Genomic DNA, 13,646 nt, shown 5'->3' on the forward strand with positions numbered 1-13,646 from the left:
GGCGCCGACCGGTGGAAGGTGGGAGAAGTGCCGAAGCGCACCACGCACGAGGAGTCGACCTGCCCGGTCGCCCGCCCGCTCGACGTCGTCGGCGACGGCTGGACGCTGCTGATCGTCCGCGACGCCTTCGACGGGCTGCGCCGCTTCGGCCAGTTCCAGAAGAACCTGGGCCTCGCCAGGAACATCCTCTCGGCCCGCCTCGCCAACCTGGTCGCCAACGGGGTGTTCGAGCTCGCGCCGGCCACCGACGGCAGCCCGTACCAGGAGTACGTGCTGACCGAGAAGGGGCGCGCCCTCTTTCCGGTGATCACCGCGCTGCGGCAGTGGGGCGACCAGTGGTTCTTCGCGGAGGGCGAGCCGCGCGCCCGGCTGGTGGAGCGCGGGACGGGCGCGCCGATCGAGGCGATGGAGGTCCGTGCGGCCGGCGGCCGGGTGCTGGGACCCGAGGATGCCGAGGTGCTGCTGCCCTGAGGCGCGCCGCCACCGGCGGCGGGTGGGCGATCAGCTGGGGGTGGCGCTCCCGGCCGTCGTGGTCTTCGGGGGCTCGGTGGCCGTCGCGGTGGTACCGGGGGTGCCGGGGGCGGTGCCGTTGGTGCCGTTCGTCGTGGTGGAGCCGGTCGTGGTCGCCGGGGCCTTGGTGCTCGGCGACCGGGCCGGTGTCTGGGGCGGCGTCTTGGTGGTGGAGGGCCCCGTGGACGAGCCGGTCGGGGGTCCGGTCGGGGAGCCGGTGGACGCGGACGAGGTGCCGGTCGTCCTGGCCGTCCCGGGCGGGGCGCCCGAGGAGGTGGACGACGTTGCCGAGGCGGAGCCCGTCCCGCTGGAGGCCCCCGAGGAGGTCGGGCCGGAGGACGTCGCCCCGGACGAGGTCGAACCCGAGGTCGTCGCCGAGCCGGACCCGGAGGTCGTCCCGGAGGACGAGGCGGAGGTCGAGTGCGACGTCGAGGCCGTGCCCGGCGGCGTGGTGGGCGTCATCTTCCCCGGTGGCGGGACGCCGGGCGCCAGCGGCCCTTTGGGCGGTCCGACGTTCCGGTCGACCACGTCGGTCCGCCCGGTCAGCCGGGAGAACCAGCCACCCGTCTCGATGTTCACCAGGATGATCTCGGTCACCGGCTGCGGCGCGGGCACCACGACGACCAGCGTGGTCGGGTGGAACCCGGCCCATGCCGTCCCGGTGTACTTGGCGTCGCTCACCAGCACCGGCGGCTTCAGCGGGTTGCCGCAGGAGCAGCGCACCCGGGGCACGCCCTGGGCGTCCACCAGGACGGCGGTGCCGGCCTGGAGCGCGGACTGGTACTCGACGACGGCGCCGCTCCTGTAGCTGTGGTTGGTGACCCGGGTGTCCACCCGCAGGTAGGCCGAGGTCAGCGAGCGGAGGTAGGACGGGACGCCGGACTGCTGGATGCCCGCGGCGGAGGCCCAGGCGCGGCCGGCGTCCCCGCTGGAGACCATCCCGATCAGACGCTCGGTGTCGCAGCTGGGCCTGGTCATCGTCCCGCCGTACAGCCCGGCGGAGCTGCCCTCGACGCTGTGGATCACCGCCGGGGAGGCGGCCGCGGACCGGCCGCCCGGCCCGGACTGCGGCGCTTGGGCCGACTGCGGCGCCTGTTCGGACCGCGGCGCCTGGGCGGGGGCGGGGGCGCTCACCCCCTGGGTTTCCACCGATGGGGTGAACGGGTCCGGCCCCGGGTCGGCCGGGGCCTGGAGGGCCACCTCGTTGGCGACCGGCACGGTGTCGTGGTGATGACCGCCACCCTGGCTGTTCACGATCAGCACCGCGGCCACCGCGGCCACCGCCAGCGTGCCGGCGGCCAGCGCGAGCCCCCGCCCGGAGCGCCACCACGGCGTGTGCGGGCCCCGACCGTCCCCGGAGGGCGGACCGGGCGGACCGGGCGGACCGGGCGAACCAGGCGGCCCGGACGGAGGGCCGGACGGACCGGACGGGCCGGATGCCCCGGACGGCGGCCCGAACTGCCCGCCGCCCGACGGGGGGCCGGCCAACGGGCCGGACGGGGGGCCCTGGGGCGGTTCGCTCGGCGGGCCGGACGGCGGCGGTTGGGGACTCATCGAGGCTCCGTTTCGCAGGCGGCCGACGGACCCGCCGACCCGGGAAGCTCCTGCCACTGGCCTCCATTTCCCCCCGGCCCCCCACCCGCCGCAACAGCAGGTGCGGGAGCCGTCGCCGAGCGTGCCCGCCTGCTGTCGGCCACCCTGGAACGCGAAGCCCGACGCACCGAGGAGGCGCCATGCAGCAGCCCACCACCCGGGTCGCGGGCCCGCCCGGCGCCCTGCGCGGCTGGCTGGACGCGCTCGCCGTGGTGCTGGCCGGGTTCGCCGCCATGGCGGCGGTGGCCGCGCTCGGTCTCTGGCTGGCCGGCGCCGACGACCTCCCGGGCGGCGGCTTCCCGGCCGTGCTGGCCGGGGCGGTGGTGCTGGCCGTCGGCGGAGCCGTCCAACTCGACGGTGGGGCCGGGCAGTTCGCCGCGGTGGATGCCGGGATCAGCGCCATGCCGCTGTCCGTCTCGCTGGCCGGCGCGGTGGTGATGGCCGAGGTGTTCCTGCGGCAGCTGCGTTTCCGCGCGGTGGCCGGCAGCGGCGAACTGCTCGGCCGGATCGCCCGCACGGTGGTGATCTGGCTGGTCGCCCTCGCGCTGCTCACCCTCGGCGCCCGGCACACCTTCGACGTCCCGCTCGGCGGCGACCTGGCGCAGACCATCGGCGGCGCGCTCGGGCTCACCCCGGAGGTCGGCTTCCACGCGGACGCCCCGAGCACGGTCGGCATCGGGCTGGCCTGGCTGCTCGTCGTCCTCGCGGGCACCTTCGCGGTGTCCCGGCGGGCGCCGCTGCCGCGCGCCCTGCTGCCCTACCAACTGGCCGTCCGCCCGGCCGCGTTCGCGCTCTGGATGGTCCTGCTGGCGTACCTGGTGATCGGGCTGACGGCCGGGGTGCTGACCGCGATCGTGCACGGCAACGCCCGGCAGACCCTGGCCGTGCTGCTGCTCGCCCTGCCCGACCTGGTCTGGCTGGCCTTCGGCGTCGGGCTCGGTGCGCAGTGGCACGGGCGGCTCAGCGGCGCGCTCGGTCTGCCGGTGCCCAGGCCGCTCGCCGAGGTGCTGCGGGTGCCGGACGGGCAGCAGGCCACCATCAGCCTGGGCACCCTCGCCGACCAGGACGCGCGCAGCTGGTGGCTGCTGCCGCTGGCCGCCGTGCTGCTGCTCGCGGCGGGCTTCCTCGCCGCGTACCGCTCGCCGCGCACCGTCCGGCTCTGGCAGCACGCCGTCCGGTTCGCCCTGGCCGGCGCGGTGACGATGCTGCTGGTCGGGCTCTGGACCAGGGCGGACGCCGACTACGGGCTGTCGGTGCTCGGTGTCGGTGTCGGCCAGGGCGGCCTCGGCGACCTGATCGGCTCGCTCCTCGGCAGCGCCAACCCGCTGGCCGGCCTCGGCAGCGGCAGCCTCACCCTGCGCCCGGTGCTGTGGACGGCCGTCCCGCTGGCGGCGGGCTGGGGCCTGCTGACCGGCGCGCTGGGCGCCCTGCTGGCCGCCCGCGCCGGCCGCCGGGGCGAAGTCCCCAGCGGCGATGTCCCCAGCGGCGAGGTCCCCGGCGGAGAGGTCTCGGGCGGCGAGGCCCCCGGGGCGGGCTGACAGCTGCCGGGCGGCGCGCGCTCAGAACGCCTCGGCGATGAGGATCGCCGCCGCCGGCAGCGCCTGGGCGAGGGCGCCGCGCCAGACCTTCGGCTCCGAGGCGAGGAGGGTGACCCCGCCGGCGACCATGAACGCGGCGACGTAGCTGATCACGGCGCGGCCGGAGGCGGAGTGCCCGGTGTGCAGCAGGACCAGTCCGGCGACCAGGCCGAGCGCCAGGAACAGGTTGTAGAAGCCGACGTTGAAGCGCCACAGCCGGACCTCCGGCGCGTCCGCCGTGCTGCCGGTGAGCAGGAAGCGCACCCGTGGGTGGCCGTACAGGAAGCTCTCCAGCGGCCACGCGAGGAGGTGGACCGCGGCGGCGATCACGGCGAAGACCTGGCTCACGGCGTTCATGGCGGTCGGCTTCCTGAGGGTCGGCTTCCTTGGGGGACGGGGGGTACGGCGCTCACCACGGCGGCGGGTGGACGACCGGGGCGGCCCACGCGGGCGGCTCGGGCACGACGGCCGCCGCGGCGAGGCCGGGAACGACCGCCTGGACGACCCGGGTGGGCGGCCCGTGCCCGCCCCCGCTCCACGCCCTTGGCACGGCGCCGTGGCCGGGCACGACGGCGGTGGCCGCGCGCAGCTCGGCGACGAACTGCAGGCAGCTGGCGTAGCGGTCCTGGGGGGCCTTGGCGAGTGCCCGGGCGACCACCGCGCCGACGGCGGCGGGCAGGTCAGGGCGGTGGTCGCGCAAGGTGGGCGGCGGGTCGTTGAGGTGAGCCCAGAGCAGCGCCACGTCGCTCTCCCGGCGGAACGGCGGGGAGCCCGCGAGCATCTCGAAGACCACGCAGCCGAGGCCGTACTGGTCGCAGCGCCCGTCCAGCGGCTTGCCGGAGATCTGCTCGGGCGCGGCGTAGTCCAGCGTTCCGACGATCTGGCCGACGCTGGTCAGGCCGCTCAGCGAGAGGGACTTCTTGGTGAGGCCGAAGTCCGCCAGGTACAGGTGCTCGGGGTGCTCGCTGTCCGTCCCGGCGGCGACCAGCACGTTGCCGGGCTTGACGTCCCGGTGCACCAGGTCGTGGTCGTGCGCGGCGTCGAGCGCGGAGGCGATCTGCAGGGCCAGTCGGACGGTCCGCTCGGCCGGGAAGGGGCCGCCCCGGTTCATCAGCCCGCGCAGGTCGCCGCCCTCGACGTAGCGCATCGCGATGAACAGGATGCCGTCGTGCTCGCCGGCCTCGAACACCGGGATGATGTGCGGGTGGTCGATCGCGGCGGCGGCCTCGGACTCGTGCATGAAGCGCTGCCGGAACACCTCGTTGCGGGCCAGCTCGGGGGCGAGCAGTTTGACCGCGACGGTCCGGCCGAGCCGCAGGTCCTTGGCCCGGTACACCACGGCCATGCCGCCGCGGCCGATCTCGCGCTCCAGCCGGTAGCCCGCGATCCGGCGCCCGACCATGCCGGCCGGCAGGCCGGGTGCGGACGGCCGGTCGGGGCGGTCGAGCTGGTCGGCGTGGCCGGCCTGGCCGGGGCGTTCGGGGGGTCGTTCGGCCCGGGTCACGGCACGCCCGGCCGGGTGGGGGTGTACGGACCGGGTGCGGGCCCCGGCGGGGCGGCGGGGGCGGGCGACGGGGCGGGGGGCGGCGATGGCGACGCCCCGGGCCCCGGCCGGTCGGTGGCCGCGTACGTCTGGAGCTGGAGCCCGTCGCAGTAGCACCAGCGGTCGCGCACCGCGTCGAACACCCAGAGCGCCTCGGCGTCCACGACCAGGCCGATCCGCAGGCCGCGGGTCCGCTCCCGGAAGGCCTCCAGGTCCAGGGCGCCCGCCGCGAGGTCCTCCAGCAGGCCCCGGTAGCGGGCCACCGCGGCCTCGGCCTCCACGAGCGCCGGGCGCGGGTCCGCCGTCCGGGTGGGCGGGCCCCCGGCGGTGGGCGGCGGCTCCGGGAGGGCGACCAGCAGACGGCCGTCGACCCAGGCAGTCCAGCCGTTGGAGCAGAGGATCTGCGCCCAGTCGCCCTGCCGGGCGACCACCCGCACCGGCAGCAGCGCGTCCAGCCGGGTGGCGGGCCGGGCCGGGTCCGGGGCCGCCCAGGTGGCCATCCCGGCCGGCGGGGCGACGTGGGTGGGGCGGAACGCGAACTCGTCCATGGGCGGCTGCATTTCCTCCGCCGCGCGAGCCCGCGGCTGCGCGCGGTCATAGCGATGGGACTCGCACCACAGGTCGCTTCCCACTGTACCGGCGGTGGTCGGCCGGGGCCCGGGGCCGCTGTTCGGGACTCAGCGCCGCATGATCGCGGGCTCGTGCCGCCGCAGCAGGGCCAGCACCAGCAGCCCGTACCCGACCGCGAGGCCGGGCAGCACCGCGATGTCGAGCAGCCAGCCGGCGCGCTCGTGGCGGAACATCGGGTCGGCGGTGATCGCGCTCGGGAAGATGCCGTGCAGCTCGACGGTGCGGGCCATCGCGGCCATGCCCCAGCGGGACGGGATCAGCCAGGCGAACTGCTCCAGCCCGGGCACGCCGTGCAGCTTGAGCATCAGGCCGCTGAAGACGATCTGCACCACCGAGAGGAGCACCAGCAGCGGCATGGTGGCCTCCTCCTTGTCCACGATCGCCGAGACCACCAGGCCGAGCATCATCGCCGAGAACGCCAGCAGCGCGACCGCGATGATCAGTTCGGGCAGCTGCGGCATCACCACCCCGGTCGGCACCGCCCAGGAGAGGTCCACCCCGGCCAGGCCGACCACGGTCAGCACGACGGCCTGGGCGGCCGTGACCGTGCCGAGCACCACCACCTTGGAGACCAGGTACGCCGATCTGGACAGTCCGACCACGCGTTCCCGGCGGTAGATCGCCCGCTCCTTGACCACCTCGCGCACCGAGTTGGCGGCGCCGGTCAGCAGGCCGCCGATGCACAGCGTGAGCAGGCAGTTCACGGCGTTGTCCGGGGTGAGCCGGGAGCCGGCCATCACCCGGCACATCAGGCCGATCACGAAGGGCAGCGCCACCATGATGGTCAGGAACAGCCGGTCGGCGGCGAGCACCGCGGTGTACCGGCGCACCAGGGTGCCCAGTTGGGAGAACCAGCCCTGCGGCTTCTCCCAGCCGATCGGATCCCGCCCGGCCGCCGGTGCCCGCGCCGGGCCCGCTGCCTCCGGCGCTCCCGGTACTCCCGGTGCCTCCGCTGCTCCCGGTGTCGCGGCCGGCGTCAGGGGCACCGCCTCGGCGGCGACGTACCGCTCGTACTGCGGGGAGCTGCGGAAGCGGCGCTGCCAGGCCTCGTGGTCCTCGCTCTCGAAGGCCTCGAAGGCCTCCGGCCACTCCGCGAAGCCGAAGAACGCCAGCGCCTCGCCCGGCGGGCCGTAGTAGGCCGTCCGGCCGCCGGGGGCGAGCACCAGCAGGCGGTCGCACACGTTCAGGCTCAGCACGCTGTGCGTCACCACGACCACCGTCCGGCCGTCGTCGGCCAGCCCGCGCAGCATGTGCATCACCGAGCGCTCCATGCCCGGATCCAGGCCGGAGGTCGGCTCGTCGAGGAACAGCAGCGAGGGCTTGGTGAGCAGCTCCAGCGCGACGCTGACCCGCTTGCGCTGGCCGCCGGAGAGGCTGCCGATCACCTGGTCGGCCCGGCCGGCCAGGCCCAGCTCCTGGACCACCTCGACGACCCGGGCCTCCCGCTCGTGCTTCGCGGTGTCGCCGGGGAAGCGCAGCTCGGCGGCGTAGCCGAGCGCGCGGCGGACGGTGAGCTGGGTGTGCAGGATGTCGTCCTGCGGCACCAGGCCGATCCGGCGGCGCAGTTCGGCGTAGTCGCGGTAGAGGTCGCGCCCGTCGTACAGCACGGTGCCCTCGTCGGCGGGGCGCAGCCCGGTCAGGGCGTTGAGCAGGGTGGACTTGCCGGCGCCGCTCGGGCCGGCCACCGCCAGCAGCGCCTTCTCGGCGAGCGGGAAGCTCACGTCGTCCAGCAGCACCCGGTGGTCGGACCCGACCCGGACCACCAGGTGCCGCACGTCCAGGGAGATCTCGCCGGTGTCGGTGTACTCGACCAGGTGGTCGTCGGCGAGGCAGAGCGCGGAGTGGCCGATGCCGACGATGTCGGCCGGGCCGACCGCCGCCCGCTGCACCGGGCGGCCGTTGTGGTAGGTGCCGTTGTGGCTGTCCAGGTCGACGATCTCGTGGCCGCCGTCGGGCAGTTCGCGCAGTTCGGCGTGGTGGCGGGAGACCACCAGGTCGTCCAGGACCAGGTCGTTGTCGTGCGAGCGGCCGATCCGGACCGTGCGGCCGGGCAGCTGGAGCACCGAGCTGGGGCTGCGGAAGGTGCCGGAGGCCTGCGGGGCGAGCAGGGAGGGCCGCTCGCCGGGGTCGGGGCGGGGCAGGCCGGCGAAGGTCGCGGACGGGCCGTCGGCCGGGTCTCCGAAGCGCAGCCGGGTGCCGGGGCCGATGTCCTCGCGCTCGACCCGGCGGCCCTGGTCGTAGGTGCCGTTGGTGCTGCCGGCGTCCTCCAGCAGCCAGTGTCCGTCGGCGGCCCGCAGCACGGCGTGGTGCCAGGAGACCCGGGGGTCGTCCAGGACGACCTCGCTGGTCGGGTCGCGGCCGAGGTGGTAGGCCAGGGCCGGGTCGATCAGCAGCGACCCGGTGTCGGTGACCAGGACGAGGGGCGGCGCGGTGGGTGCGCCCGGGCGCTCTCCCATGCTGGGCATTCTATCGCCGCGGCGGTTCAGCGGCCTTTCCGGATCCTGGGATTGGACTGGACCACTGTGACGGCGCGGCACTATCGTTCGGCGTGCCCGCTCGCCACCCGCAGAACAATCGGGGACGGAACGCATGAGTAGTTGGCCGGTGTTGCGAAGATCCCGGACTGTCAGGGCCGGCCGCGCCCCAGCAACCGTGCTGCACTGCGGTCTGATGGACACCATGCTGGCGGACCTCGCCGTCTCGGTCGTGCTCTGCTTCGACCAGGTGCTGGACGAGGACCGGCTGGCCGCCGGACTGGCCCGCGCACTGGACCGGGTGCCGGTGTTCGCCGGGCGGCTGCGCACCGGCGGGGGAGGCGCCCTCGAAGCGGTCTGCGACGACTCCGGCGTCCCGCTGGACGTCTACACCGTGGACAGCACGCTCGCCGAGACGATGGGCCGGGTGGCGGCCGCCGGCTCCGAACTGGTCGATCCGGTGGACGCCCCGGCCGCGCGCGGCGGCGGCGTCCCGCTGCTCACCGTCCGGGTCACCCGCACCGGAGACGGCGGGACGGTGCTGGGCTGCTCCTGGCACCACGCGATCGGCGATCTGCACAGCTTCATGCTGCTGCTGCGGATCTGGTCGGCGGCGGTCGAGGACGAGGAGCTGCCGGAAGCCGAACTGGTCGAGGACCAGGACGAGTTGCTGGACCGGGTGCTCCCCGTCGAGGACTGCGGGCGGCCCGGCTTCCGGGTGCCCTCGACGGCGCAGGCGCAGCTGCTGGCCCGCGAGGTGGCGGTCGGTCCGCGGGCCAACCGGACCGTCCAGATCTACTTCGGGGACGCCGAAGTCGAGCGGATGCGCGCGGAGTTCAGCGCGACGGCCGGCCGCCGGCTCTCCTCCGGTGACGTGCTCTGCGCCCATGTCGTCAGCACCGTCCGGGAGTTGGACGGCGACAAGGCGGAGCGCTGGCTGACCGTACCGGTCAACGCCCGGCGCTGGCTCGGACTTTCACCCGCCCTGGTGGGCAACCTGCTGGGCGACGTCCACGTGTCGCACCGGCCCGAGGACGGCCCGGCGGCGCTCGCGGGCGCGCTGCGGGCGGCCGTCGAGGAGTTCCCGGTTGCCCACCTCAACCTGCGTTCCAACCTCGGCTTCCTGGCCTCGCTCGGCCGCTCCCGGTTGCGGGACTGCGTGCCGCTGGGCTTCGACCCGCAGGAGCGCCGGTTCAGCTTCTCGAACTGGAGTCGGTTCGGGGCCTATCGGGTGAGCTTCCAGGGGCATCGGCCGGTGTTCTTCAGTCCAGCCGCCAACTACCCGCTTCCCTGGGTGAGTTGGACGGTCGAGGGGTTCGGCGGTGCCGGCTACCTGACCACCGTGGTGCTGCCGGCCCGGCTCGCCGCCCGGGTGCGGGGGGCGGAGGGCCGGGCCGCGCTGCACCGCTTCCGGACGGCGGCGGACGAACTGCCCGCGTCGGCCGCCGCCGTCCCGAAGGTGGTCTGAGCCGCACCGCGCGGTACGAGGCGCGATGCGCGGGGTGAGCCGCGGAGTGTGCCGCGCCCGGGCCGTGCCTGGGCCGTGCCTGGGCCGTGCTACGCGAAGGCGGCCTCGATCGCCGTCCACAGCTGCACCCGGGCGCGCAGCGCGGTGCGGACGGTCTCGGCGCACTCGTCCCACTTGGCCTGGTCGTCGCCGCACAGGTCGATCAGCATCTGCATCGCCATCGGGGTGTGCTGCTCGCCGTCCACCTCGATGTGCCGGGCCAGGTAGTCCTTGAAGACGGTGAGCACGCCGTCCGGGTCGTCGATGCCGACCACCTGGGCGAACATGTCCGGGATCAGGTCCTCGCGGCCGAAGGCGAAGGCGGCGGCCCGGCAGTGCACCGGCGCGTTCTCGATGATCGACCAGGTGGTGCCGGTGAAGTCGACGGCGGCCTGCGGCACCGCGGCGGCCTTCAGCGCCTGCGGGACGGCGGTGCCGGTGCCCAGCAGCCCCAGGAACTCCTCCACCGGGCCCGGGTCGGCGCCGGCCTGCCGCATGCCCTCGACGTACAGCTCGAAGTGGCTGGTGTAGCCCTCCCCGAGTTCGTCGCTCTCCTCGACCAGCACGATCTCGTTGATCAGCCGGCGGCTGGCGGTCGGCCCGCTCGGAACCCACGGGACGTCGACGCTGGTGAGGTCGCGCTGCAGGCTCTTCAGCAGCGACATGAAGTCCCAGACCGCGAAGACGTGGCTGTCCAGGAAGGTGCGGACGCGCTCGATGCTGGTCAGCCCGCCGTACACGCCGTGGCCGACGACCTCGCGGCGCAGCGGGTCGATGGCCTGCTGGAGGCTGGTCAGGCCGGGGTGCGAACGGTCCCAGTGGTAGCGGTTGGTGGACAAGGCGGCTCCTTCTGCTCAGGGGTGCTGGAGGCTGCTCAGGGGTGCTTGAGGACGGCGTGCAGGGCGTGGCGCAGTTGCTCGCGGCCGGGCTGGAGGGCGCGGTCGAGGGCGGGGGCGAACGGCAGGACGGTGCCGTCGGGGCGGGTGACCCGGCGGGGCGGGGCGATCAGGCGCATCTCCTCGGAGGCGGTGGCCAGCACCTCCGCGGCGAAGCCGCAGCTGCGGTTGGAGTCGTCGAGGACGACCAGCCGGCCGGTTCGTTCCAGCGAGGCTGCGAGCGCGGCCCAATCTAGGGGGTACAGCGTGCGGGGGTCGAGGACTTCGACCGAGATCTCCTCGGCGACCTCGTCCGCCACGGCGAGCGCGTCGTGCACCAGGTGTCCCACGGCGACCACGGTGACGTCGGTGCCGGAGCGGTGGATCCGGGCCCGGCCGAGCGGGATCGGCGCGAGGTCCCAGGTGACGGTCTCGCGCACCGGGAGGGCGGCGGCGGGCGCGAACACCACGACCGGGTCCGGGTCGCGGATCGCCGAGCGCAGCAGCCCGTAGGCGTCGGTCGGGGTGGCGGGCACCACGGTCTTCACCCCGGCGTGCGCGAACAGGCTGTACGGGTGGTCGGAGTGCTGCCCGGCCCAGCCGTCCCGGGAGCCCGAACCGGGCACCAGGCAGGTCAGCGGGACGCTCGCCTGCCCGCCGGTCATCAGCGAGAACTTGTGTGCCTGGTTGACGAGTTGCTCGAATACCAGGAACAGCAGCGAGGGGATCTGGAACTCCAGCACCGGGCGGCGCCCGGCGAGCGCCGCGCCGATCGCCATGGCGGTGAAGGCCTGCTCGGACAGCGGGGTGTCGACGATCCGCTCGGGCCCGAAGCGGTCCAGCAGGCCGAGGGTCGGGCCGGCCATCCCGGCGCCGATGTCCTCGCCGAAGACGCAGACCGCCGGGTCGTCGGCGAGTTCGTCGGCGATCGCCCGGTTGAGGGCCTTGGTGTACGAGAGCCTGGTCATGCCACCGCCCCGGCTCGGGGCCGCAGGCCGTCGGCGTACAGATGGTCCAACGCGCCGGCCGGGTCGGGGTGTTCGGAGGCGAGGGCGAACTCCTCGGCGGCGGCGAGTCGGCGGGCCACCGCGTCGTCGAGTTCGGCGACGGCCGACTGTTCCAGCTGGGCGGCGGCCCGGGGGAGCGGGTCGCGGGCGCGCCAGGCCTCGACCTCCTCGGGGGTGCGGTAGTGCAGCTTCATCCGGCGTTCCATGGTGTGGTGGCCCTCGTAGCGGTAGGTGCGGCATTCCAGGAAGCCGGGGCCGCCGCCGGAGCGGGCCCGCTCCACCGCGCGCAGGGCGGCGGCGCGGACGGCCTCGGTGTCCATGCCGTCCACCTCCTCGGCGGGGATGCCGAAGGCGGCCGCCCGCCCGGTCGCGCTGCCCGCGACCGCGGTGGCGGCGGGCAGGGTGGTGGCGTAGCCGTTGTTCTCGCAGACGAACACCACCGGAAGCTGCCACATCGCGGCGAGGTTGAACGACTCCAGCAGCACGCCCTGGTTGAGCGCGCCGTCGCCGAAGAAGGCCACCGCCACCCGGCCGTCCCCCGCCTGCCGGGCGGCCCAGGCGGCGCCGACCGCGATCGGGGCACCGGCGCCGACGATGCCGTTGGCGCCGAGGATGCCGAGCGAGAGGTCGGCGGCGTGCATCGAGCCGCCCCGGCCGCCGTTCAACCCGTCGACACGGCCGGCGAGTTCGGCGAGCAGTCGGTGCGGTGCGGCGCCCCGGGCGAGGACGTGGCCGTGGCCGCGGTGGGTGCTGGTGAGCCGGTCGGCGGGGCCGAGCGCCGAGCAGACGCCGACCGCGACGGCCTCCTGGCCGATGTACGGGTGGATGCCGCCGGGGATCGCGCCGGCCTTCACCAGGCCGAGCGCCAGCTCCTCGAAGCCGCGGATCAGCCGCAGCATCCGGTAGCGCTCGGCCGGCGTGTCCAGCGGCGCGGTGCCGGGAGCAGCGGTGCCGGGCGCGGCGGTGTCGGGTGAGGTGGTGCCGGGGGGCACGGTCGCCGGGGGAGCCGTCACCGGGCTCCCCGCCAGATGGTCGGGCAGAACTGCGGGTCGGCGTAGTCGGGTCGGCCGTCGGCGGTGCGGCGCACCAGCACGTCGTGGTTGTACACCACCGGGCCGCCGTCCGCCCGGGTGTGGTGGCGGTACTCGTTGGCGCCGTCCTGGAGGTGCAGCGAGACGGCCCGGCGCGGGAAGGAGGCCAGGTTGGGGCCGCTGCCGTGGTAGGTGCGGCAGTGGTGGAAGGACATGTGGCCACGCGGGATGTGCATCGGGACGGTGCGCACCTGCTGCCCGTTGTGGGCGGCGTTGGCGGCCAGGATGTCGTCGAGTTCGGTGCGGTCGCGGTCGGCGAAGTGGCGGGTGGAGTCCTCGCCGGAGTCCAGCTCCCGCCAGCGGTGGCTGCCGTCCACCATGGTGATGGTGCCGTTCTCCTCGCGGCAGTCGTGGAACGGGATGAACGCGGTGAGCATCTCCTCCGAGGTGGAGGTCTGCCAGTAGTGCTTGTCGAAGTGCCAGGGCACCTGGTTGCTCGGCTCCCCGGGCACCGGCGGCTTGTAGATCAGGGTCGCCTGGAACACCCGGATCTCCTCGGCGCCGGCCAGCAGGGCGGCCACCGCGCCGATCAGCGGCTTGCGCAGGATCGCGCCGATGGCGTCGCTCTCGTAGTGCACGTAGTCGTTGTGCCGCTGGATCGGGCCCTGCGAGGGGTCCCAGGCGGCCAGGCGCGGCGGGCGGGCGGGCAGTTCGCGGTCACGGTGGCCGCCGTAGTAGAGCTCGGTGGCGGCCTGGAGGGTGTCCAGTTCCTCGTCGCTGAACAGCTTCCGGGACAGGTACCAGCCGTGCTCGCGGTAGTGGGCCACCTCCTCGGGCGTGGGCAGCAGGGCGTGTTCGGCCTCGCTGAGGCGGAACTCGACGGCGGTGGTCATGGGGTG

General features: G+C 74.9%; 12 protein-coding genes. 3 read left to right on the top strand and 9 right to left on the bottom strand.

Features of this window, described 5'->3' with window-relative positions; translation table 11 throughout:
• Positions 1-27 precede the first annotated feature (27 nt).
• Positions 28-471, top strand: coding sequence for a winged helix-turn-helix transcriptional regulator (locus ACFVTF_RS24890; protein ID WP_387816601.1), 444 nt, complete (start codon positions 28-30; stop codon positions 469-471).
• Between the two features lie 30 nt (positions 472-501).
• Here ACFVTF_RS24890 and ACFVTF_RS24895 read toward each other — a convergent pair whose 3' ends face one another.
• Positions 502-1,773 carry a DUF6777 domain-containing protein gene (locus ACFVTF_RS24895; protein WP_387816603.1) on the bottom strand — a complete coding sequence of 424 codons (1,272 nt, stop codon included), beginning with the start codon at positions 1,771-1,773 and terminating at the stop codon, positions 502-504.
• Positions 1,774-2,243: 470 nt separating this feature from the next.
• Here ACFVTF_RS24895 and ACFVTF_RS24900 point away from each other — a divergent pair, with 470 nt between their 5' ends.
• The gene (locus tag ACFVTF_RS24900) at positions 2,244-3,641 is read left to right on the top strand and encodes a streptophobe family protein (RefSeq protein WP_387816605.1); all 1,398 of its coding nucleotides are present in this window, start codon (positions 2,244-2,246) and stop codon (positions 3,639-3,641) included.
• 21 nt (positions 3,642-3,662) lie between these two features.
• On the opposite strand, the gene ACFVTF_RS24905 is transcribed toward ACFVTF_RS24900, so the two are convergent.
• From ACFVTF_RS24905 to ACFVTF_RS24920, 4 genes are all read right to left on the bottom strand, one after another.
• On the bottom strand, positions 3,663-4,037 hold the full coding sequence (locus tag ACFVTF_RS24905) for a DUF1304 family protein (RefSeq protein ID WP_387816607.1): 375 nt from the start codon (positions 4,035-4,037) through the stop codon (positions 3,663-3,665).
• A gap of 52 nt (positions 4,038-4,089) precedes the next feature.
• Positions 4,090-5,082 carry a serine/threonine-protein kinase gene (locus ACFVTF_RS24910; RefSeq protein ID WP_371522998.1) on the bottom strand — a complete coding sequence of 331 codons (993 nt, stop codon included), beginning with the start codon at positions 5,080-5,082 and terminating at the stop codon, positions 4,090-4,092.
• A 98-nt stretch (positions 5,083-5,180) separates the two neighbouring features.
• A complete protein-coding gene (locus ACFVTF_RS24915; protein WP_387816610.1) occupies positions 5,181-5,771 on the bottom strand; it encodes a hypothetical protein in 591 nt (196 codons plus the stop codon).
• A 129-nt stretch (positions 5,772-5,900) separates the two neighbouring features.
• Positions 5,901-8,309: an FHA domain-containing protein gene (locus ACFVTF_RS24920; protein ID WP_387816612.1), complete on the bottom strand. Its 2,409-nt coding sequence runs from the start codon at positions 8,307-8,309 to the stop codon at positions 5,901-5,903.
• Between the two features lie 214 nt (positions 8,310-8,523).
• On the opposite strand from ACFVTF_RS24920, the gene ACFVTF_RS24925 reads away from it, so the two are divergent.
• Entirely contained in the window at positions 8,524-9,795 is a 1,272-nt protein-coding gene (locus tag ACFVTF_RS24925; RefSeq protein WP_387816614.1) for an acyltransferase, read from the top strand.
• Positions 9,796-9,884: 89 nt separating this feature from the next.
• On the opposite strand, the gene ACFVTF_RS24930 is transcribed toward ACFVTF_RS24925, so the two are convergent.
• From ACFVTF_RS24930 to ACFVTF_RS24945, 4 genes are read right to left on the bottom strand one after another with little or no spacing between them, the layout of a single operon-like run.
• On the bottom strand, positions 9,885-10,673 hold the full coding sequence (locus ACFVTF_RS24930) for a DUF3050 domain-containing protein (protein WP_371522229.1): 789 nt from the start codon (positions 10,671-10,673) through the stop codon (positions 9,885-9,887).
• 35 nt (positions 10,674-10,708) lie between these two features.
• On the bottom strand, positions 10,709-11,677 hold the full coding sequence (locus ACFVTF_RS24935) for an alpha-ketoacid dehydrogenase subunit beta (RefSeq protein ID WP_387816616.1): 969 nt from the start codon (positions 11,675-11,677) through the stop codon (positions 10,709-10,711).
• Positions 11,674-12,729, bottom strand: coding sequence for a thiamine pyrophosphate-dependent dehydrogenase E1 component subunit alpha (locus tag ACFVTF_RS24940; protein ID WP_387816618.1), 1,056 nt, complete (start codon positions 12,727-12,729; stop codon positions 11,674-11,676). The genes ACFVTF_RS24935 and ACFVTF_RS24940 overlap by 4 nt, the downstream gene beginning before the upstream one ends.
• Complete coding sequence (locus tag ACFVTF_RS24945; RefSeq protein ID WP_371522235.1) at positions 12,726-13,640, bottom strand: phytanoyl-CoA dioxygenase family protein; 915 nt, start codon at positions 13,638-13,640, stop codon at positions 12,726-12,728. Before ACFVTF_RS24945 ends, ACFVTF_RS24940 begins: the two co-directional genes overlap by 4 nt.
• Between the last annotated feature and the right edge of the window lie 6 nt (positions 13,641-13,646).

It is taken from the genome of Kitasatospora sp. NPDC057940 (genome assembly GCF_042887425.1).
GTDB lineage: Bacteria > Actinomycetota > Actinomycetes > Streptomycetales > Streptomycetaceae > Kitasatospora.

Excerpts from the sequence above, each read along its gene's own strand:
- ACFVTF_RS24945 (WP_371522235.1), bottom strand. The coding sequence starts at position 13,640 with ATGACCACCGCCGTCGAGTTCCGCCTCAGCGAGGCCGAACACGCCCTG.
- ACFVTF_RS24900 (WP_387816605.1), top strand. The coding sequence starts at position 2,244 with ATGCAGCAGCCCACCACCCGGGTCGCGGGCCCGCCCGGCGCCCTGCGC.
- ACFVTF_RS24935 (WP_387816616.1), bottom strand. The coding sequence starts at position 11,677 with ATGACCAGGCTCTCGTACACCAAGGCCCTCAACCGGGCGATCGCCGAC.
- ACFVTF_RS24920 (WP_387816612.1), bottom strand. The coding sequence starts at position 8,309 with ATGGGAGAGCGCCCGGGCGCACCCACCGCGCCGCCCCTCGTCCTGGTC.
- ACFVTF_RS24905 (WP_387816607.1), bottom strand. The coding sequence starts at position 4,037 with ATGAACGCCGTGAGCCAGGTCTTCGCCGTGATCGCCGCCGCGGTCCAC.
- ACFVTF_RS24925 (WP_387816614.1), top strand. The coding sequence starts at position 8,524 with ATGGACACCATGCTGGCGGACCTCGCCGTCTCGGTCGTGCTCTGCTTC.
- ACFVTF_RS24910 (WP_371522998.1), bottom strand. The coding sequence starts at position 5,082 with ATGGTCGGGCGCCGGATCGCGGGCTACCGGCTGGAGCGCGAGATCGGC.
- ACFVTF_RS24915 (WP_387816610.1), bottom strand. The coding sequence starts at position 5,771 with ATGGACGAGTTCGCGTTCCGCCCCACCCACGTCGCCCCGCCGGCCGGG.